Source organism: Micromonospora sp. 4G55, from assembly GCF_016803375.1.
Genome location: NZ_JAEVHN010000019.1, coordinates 22,058 through 28,427 on the forward strand (window position 1 = coordinate 22,058; position 6,370 = coordinate 28,427).

Genomic DNA, 6,370 nt, shown 5'->3' on the forward strand with positions numbered 1-6,370 from the left:
GGCCGGCCGCCGGTCTAGTGGGCGGTGGTCTGGGCGGTCAGGTGATCCAGAACGGCCTGCACGTCGCCGTCGGTGCGGGCCATGATTCGCCGCTGTCGGGTCGCGCCGGTGCCGTCCCGGCGTATCCGGTCGAGCTGGCGCAGCACCGGGTCGAGATCGCCGTGCCGGGTCAACGCGGGCGCGACGGTGACGAGGAGCTCGTCGATCAGGTCCCAGGCGGGACGGGCGCCGCCGCCGCGCAGGTCGATGAGGTCACCGTCGACCCCGTTGTGGGCGGCTCGCCAGTGCGCGGCGGCGACCAGGCAGTCCCGGATCGGAGTGGCGCGGACCCCGGCGCGGACGTCGTCGGCCATGGTGGCGACCAGCGCCCTGACCAACGCGGCGACCAGCACCGTGTCGTCGACGGTGGGGCAGACGTCGCCGACCCGGATCTCCACGGTCGGGTACGCGGCGGACGGGCGGGCGTACCAGTAGACCATCGCGGCGTCGAGCATGATCCCTGCGGCGATCAACTCCCGCACGGTGGCGTCGTAGTCGGCGACCGAGTCGAAGTGCGGGGTGGGTCCGATGCTCGGCCAGCGTTCCAGCTGCATGGACCGCCAGCTGGCGTGCCCGGTGTCCCGTCCGTCGTGCAGGGGGGAGTTGGCGGTGAGCGCCTGCACCACCGGCAGCCACGGGCGCAGGTGGTTGCACACCTGCACGGCCAGCTCCCGGTCCGGCACACCGACGTGGACATGGCAGCCGCAGACCGCGGGGTCGTGGGCCACCGGACCGAACCGGCGGGACATGGCGTGATAGCGCTGCTCGTCCGGCACCGTACGGTGGGCCTCGCACACCGGGGTGGCCCCTACCGCGACGAGGCGTGCCCCGGCCGCCTCCGCCGCCCGGGAGGCCGCACCGCGCAGCGCGACCAGGTGTTCGCGCAGCTGAGCCAGGTCGGTGCAGACGGGGGCGACCATCTCCACCATGCTGTGCCGGAACTCCTGCCGGCTCTGCTCCCGAGCGGTTCCCGACAGCGTGTGCAGCACCCGGTCGGCGACGGGCAGGCTCTCCCCGGTCGCCGGGTCCAGGAGCAGGAACTCCTCCTCCACGCCCAGGGTGAGGATGGTGGCAGTGGGTGCCGCGGGGGCGGTGACTCGGTGCGGCTTCATGGTCACGTCCGATCGTGCGCAGTGTGCTGGGGTACGAGGCGCGGCGTGCTGCCGTCGTGGTCGGCGGTGGGGGCTGATCGGCCGTGGTCAGGCCCCGATCCGCCTCGTGTCCCGCGCCGGAACGGCCGGTCGGATGGGTGGTGGGTCTGGTGCTGTCGTCAGCAGTCGAAGTACATGGCGAACTCGTGCGGGGTGGGGCGCAGTCGGGCCGGGTCGACCTTGTTGGCGCGTTTCCAGCCGACCCAGGTGGAGATGAGGTCGGGGGTGAAGACGCTGCCGTCGAGGAGGTAGTCGTGGTCGGCTTCGAGGGCGTCGAGGATGGCGGGCAGGGAGCCGGGGACCTGCTTGACGTCGCCCCATTCCTCCGGGGGCAGGTCGTACAGGTCCTTGTCGATCGACGCCGGCGGCTCGATCTTGTTCTTGATGCCGTCGAGGCCGGCCATCCTCATCGCGGAGAAGGCGAGGTAGGGGTTGCTGGAGGGGTCCGGCACCCGGAACTCGACCCGCTTGGCCTTGGGGTTGCTGCCGGTGACGGGGATGCGGGTGCAGGCGGAGCGGTTGGGCTGGGAGTAGACCAGGTTGACCGGCGCCTCGAAGCCGGGAAGTAGCCGCCCTTGTAGGCGGTCTTGTAGCCGCGGTTGCCGCCCTCTTCGTCGCGGCCGGAGTTCCAGGCGCCCTCGATCGAGTCGATGTAGTAGAACGACTGGTGGGCGGAGGTCTCGTGGCGGATCGAGTCGAAGATGTAGAACTCGGCCTCGGCGCCGAAGTAGGCGGTGTCGGCGATGCCGCTGGCCGCCAGGAACGCCTCGGCCTTCTTCGCCACGTTACGCGGGTCGCGGGAGTAGGCCTCGCGGGTGAACGGGTCGTGGATGAAGAAGTTCAGCGCGAGGGTCTTCTGCGCGCGGAACGGGTCGATGAAAGCGCTCGCGACGTCCGGGAGCAGGAGCATGTCCGACTCGTGGATCGCCTGGAAGCCGCGGATCGACGAGCCGTCGAACGCGAGGCCGTCGGTGAAGACGCTGTCGTCGAAGGACTCGACCGGCAGATTGAAGTGCTGCATCACGCCGGGCAGGTCACAGAACCGTACGTCGACGAACTTCACGTCCTCGTTCTTGAGGTACCGCAGGGCTTCCTCGGGGTCGGCGAACACAGGTCCTCCCGGAAGACACACGTCGACCATGGGCCACGCTGACCGGACCGACGGGAGTCGGCCGACGAACCCACGCCTCTGACCGTACGACGGGTGCTCGGTCGCGGTCGTCGATTCGCCCATCTCCGCACGACACGCCCCCGGGGCGCTACTCAGGCACGAGGGCGGACCGGTACCCGTCTGGATGACGCCGGCCACCGGGACCCGGGGAGGGCCGCGCCGGCCGTGATACTCGGACCGGGCCGTGCGGGACGTCCCGGAGAGCCTGTGCTGAGCTCACTCACCGCCGGCCGACCAGGAGGAACGGCATGGTGCCCGTGCATCACCGCACCGCCCAGATCGACGGTCTGGAGGTCTTCTTCCGGGAGGCCGGCCCGGCGCAGGCGCCCGCGGTGGTGCTGCTGCACGGCTTTCCGAGCAGCTCGTTCATGTTCCGTGAGCTGATCCCCCTGCTGGCGGACCGCTACTACGTCGTAGCGCCCGACATGATCGGTTACGGCTCATCCGCGGCACCGCCGACGGATTCCTTCTCCTACACGTTCGACGCGCTGGCCGACGTCACGGCGAAGCTTCTCGACCACCTCAAGATCAAAACGTACGCGTTCTACATGCACGACTACGGCGCGCCGGTCGGCCTGCGGCTGGCGCTGCGCGACCCGGACAGGATCAGCGGGATCATCACCCAGAGCGGAAACGCCTATATGGACGGCTTCGGCGAGAAGTTCTGGGCGCCGCTGTTCGCCTACGCCAAGGACCCGGGACCGGAGACGGAGCCCGGTGTGGCGCGGGTACTGACGCCCGACACCACCCGCTGGCAGTTCTACCACGGGGTGCCCGACCCGACGCTGGTGAGCCCGGACGGCTGGCAGCACGCCCAGAGCATCATCGACCGGCCCGGCAACGTCGACATCCAGAAGCAACTGGTGCGCGACTACAAGACGAACCTCGACCTCTACCCCACGGCACAGCAGTACTTTCGGAACAGCAACGTGCCGCTGCTCGCGGTGTGGGGCCGCAACGACGAGATCTTCGTCCCGCCAGGCGCCACCGCCTTCCAACGGGATCTCCCGGACGCCGAGATCCACCTCATCGACGCCGGGCACTTCGCCCTGGAGAGTCACCTGGACGTGATCGCCGGGTACGTCCGGGGGTTCCTCGGTCGCACCCTGCCGTGAAGCGACCCGTCCACGGGTGAACACCGGTCCGGCCGCAGGCGGCTGGCGACGGCAGGCAGGCGCCACCCGCCCCGCCATGCCCGCCTTCCGCAGGCCCGTTCTCCTCAGGCGGAGACGGCCTGTGACACGACATGGGTGTCCTCGTACAGGTGCAGGCGCACGATCTTCCCGTCGTCGACGGTGAGGTGGAATGCGACCGGTGTGGTGAGTCGGCGGTTGTTGGCTTCACCGTGTGGGTGAAGCGGCCCAGCCACACGGCGTCGTTGCCGTCGACGAGGAGCTTGTGGAACTCGACGACACTCTCACCCGCGGCGAGGGTGGGCCACAGGAGCTTGAAGTACTCGGGGATCTGCTCCCGGCGGGTGCGGTGTCCCGTCCAGGCAGGCTCTCGTCCCCGGGCACGTACCAGTCGACCTCTTCGGCGAACACGTCGGCGACGCGGTCGGGATCGCCCGCGCCGAGCAGCTCGAAGAAGCTTCCGACGGTCGTGCGGACCGTGGCCTCCTGGGCGGTGTGGTGCGACATCGCTACCTCCGAGTGATGGTGACGTTCGTGATCGTCAGCCACTGGCCTCTTGGGCCATCGTGTCAGCGCGCACGAGTGCGGGCAGGGCCAACGGCTGGGCGGCTCCGGCCAGCGGGGTCATCCCGTCGAGGGGTGGTCCAGGTGGCCGACGACCATCGCGGACGTGCTGCGCGACGTCCTGGCACAGCAGGCGCCGTCCGCCTGAGCGAGCCGTCGCCTCATCTCCGCGCCGATCGTCGTACCACCACCTGATCAGGTCGCCGGCCGGAGCCGGGGGATCAGGGCAGCGGGCTCTGTGCGGTGCCGCCGGCAGCCGCGTGGATCAGCGCGGCCGGCAGGACTCCCGCGGCGCTCGCCAACGTGACGCGCCACCACCCGAGCGTGGTGGTGCCGGCGAGCAGGGCGACGGTTTTTTGTAGCTAACCTTCTTGACTGCTCATCAATATGTAGCTAAGTTTCAGCCACCCGGACTGAGAGGTCGTCGTCTATGAAGACCCGATCCGTCACCGCGACCGTCCTGATGGCCACCCTGGTGACCACCCTCGCGCCGCTCCCCGTCCACGCCTCGGTCGAGCCCACGCACCCGCCCACCGCCGAGCAGGGCTGGGTCACCTCGACGCTGCGGCACATGAGCCTGGAGCAGAAGGTCGGGCAGCTCTTCGCCACCTACGTCTACGGCAGTGACGCCACCGAGCCCACGGCCGCCGACCGCGCCGCGAACCGCGCCGCGTTCGGCGTCGAGACTCCGGCCGAGGTCATCGACCGGTTCCACCTCGGCGGCGTCTGCTACTTCTCCTGGTCCCACAACCTGGACAGTCCCCGTCAGATCGCCGGCCTCTCCAACGGTCTCCAGCGGGCCGCCCTCGGCGACGGCAGCAAGGGCCGCGTCCCCCTGCTCATCTCCACCGACCAGGAGCAGGGCACCGTGCTGCGCATGCCCGCTCCCGCCGCGCAGTTCCCCGGCGCGATGGCGCTGGCGCCGGGCGTTCGCCGCAGGACGCGCGCACGTCGGCGGAGATCACCGGGCGGGAGCTGCGCGCGGTGGGCATCCACCAGCCGTACGCGCCGATCGCCGACGTCAACGTCAACCCCGGCAACCCGGTCATCGGGGTACGGTCGTTCGGCGCCGACCCCACCCTGGTGGCCGAGCTGACCGCCGCGCAGGTCGCCGGGTTCCAGGACGGCGCCGGCGTGACCGCGGTGGCGAAGCACTTCCCCGGCCACGGCGACACGGCCACCGACAGCCACACCGGCCTGCCGGTGATCAACCACAGCCGGGCGGAGTGGGACCGGATCGACGCGCAGCCGTTCCGACAGGCGATCAGCGCGGGCGTCGAATCCATCATGACCGCGCACATCGTGGTGCCCGCGCTCGACCCGTCCGGCGACCCGGCGACGTTGTCGCCGACGATCCTCACCGGCGTGCTGCGCGGTGAACTCGGCTTCCGGGGAGTCATCGTCACGGACGCGCTGAACATGGCCGGCGTGCGGCAGAAGTACGGCGACGAGCGGGTGCCCGTGCTGGCGATCAAGGCCGGCGCCGACCAGTTGCTGATGCCGCCGAAACTCGCGCTGGCGCGGGACGCGGTGCTGCGCGCCGTCGCCACGGGTGAGCTGACCGAGCGGCGGATCGACGAGTCGGTGCGGCGCATCCTCGGCATGAAGTACCGGCAGGGGCTGGCCCGGTCGCCGCTGGTGGACGTCGAGGAGGCGGTACGGACGGTCGGGGCGCCCGAGCACCTCGCCGCCGTCACCCAGGTCACCGACCCGACGCTCACCGCGGTGCGCAACGACGCCGGGCTGCTGCCGCTGGCCGGCACCAACCGGTCGGTGCTGGTCACCGGCTGGAACAGCGCGGCCTTCGCTCCGGTCGCGACGGTCGCCGACGGGTTCACCGCCCGCGGCGCCCGCGCCACCGCCCGGCCGGCGACGCTGCCGTCCGACGCGGTGATCGCCGCGACGGCCACCCAGGCGGCCGAGCACGACCTCACCGTCGTGCTGGTCAACAAGGCGTGGGACACCGCCATCACCGATCCGCGGGCCACCCAGCAGCGCCTCGTCGCGGCGCTGCTCGCCACCGGAAAACCCGTGGTGGTGGTGGCGGTGCGGGACCCCTATGACATCGCCCACCTGCCGGGCGTGACCACCTATCTGGCGACCTACTCGTACACCCGGGCGGCGATGGACGCGCTCGTCCGCGCGCTGCACGGCGAGCTGTCCCCCCGGGGGCGGCTGCCCGTCACGATCCCCACGGCCGAGGGTGCGGGCACCGTGCTCTACCCCTACGGCCACGGCCTGACCTGGTAGGAGGCAAACCCATGCAGCGTAGGAATTTCCTCGCCGGCGCGGTCGGCGCGGGAGCGCTCGGC

The 6,370-nt window shown here is 70.8% G+C and carries 4 protein-coding genes and 2 pseudogenes; 4 read left to right on the forward strand and 2 right to left on the reverse strand.

Annotated features, from left to right (window positions below; genetic code table 11):
• Positions 1–14: 14 nt before the first annotated feature.
• Together JNW89_RS03565 and JNW89_RS03570 are read right to left on the reverse strand one after the other, a co-directional pair.
• Complete coding sequence (locus tag JNW89_RS03565) at positions 15–1,151, reverse strand: glutamate--cysteine ligase (RefSeq protein ID WP_238447684.1); 1,137 nt, start codon at positions 1,149–1,151, stop codon at positions 15–17.
• Between the two features lie 158 nt (positions 1,152–1,309).
• A pseudogene (locus JNW89_RS03570) lies at positions 1,310–2,301 on the reverse strand (glutamine synthetase beta-grasp domain-containing protein).
• A gap of 308 nt (positions 2,302–2,609) precedes the next feature.
• On the opposite strand from JNW89_RS03570, the gene JNW89_RS03575 reads away from it, so the two are divergent.
• The 4 genes and pseudogenes from JNW89_RS03575 to JNW89_RS03590 all read left to right on the forward strand — a co-directional run bounded on the left by JNW89_RS03575 (position 2,610) and on the right by JNW89_RS03590 (position 6,308).
• Entirely contained in the window at positions 2,610–3,476 is an 867-nt protein-coding gene (locus tag JNW89_RS03575) for an alpha/beta fold hydrolase (RefSeq protein WP_238447685.1), read from the forward strand.
• Positions 3,477–3,708: 232 nt separating this feature from the next.
• On the forward strand, positions 3,709–4,017 hold the full coding sequence (locus JNW89_RS03580) for a hypothetical protein (protein WP_238447686.1): 309 nt from the start codon (positions 3,709–3,711) through the stop codon (positions 4,015–4,017).
• A gap of 612 nt (positions 4,018–4,629) precedes the next feature.
• A pseudogene (locus JNW89_RS03585) lies at positions 4,630–5,597 on the forward strand (glycoside hydrolase family 3 protein); the annotation flags it as partial.
• 63 nt (positions 5,598–5,660) lie between these two features.
• On the forward strand, positions 5,661–6,308 hold the full coding sequence (locus JNW89_RS03590; protein WP_238447688.1) for a glycoside hydrolase family 3 C-terminal domain-containing protein: 648 nt from the start codon (positions 5,661–5,663) through the stop codon (positions 6,306–6,308).
• Positions 6,309–6,370: the final 62 nt, after the last annotated feature.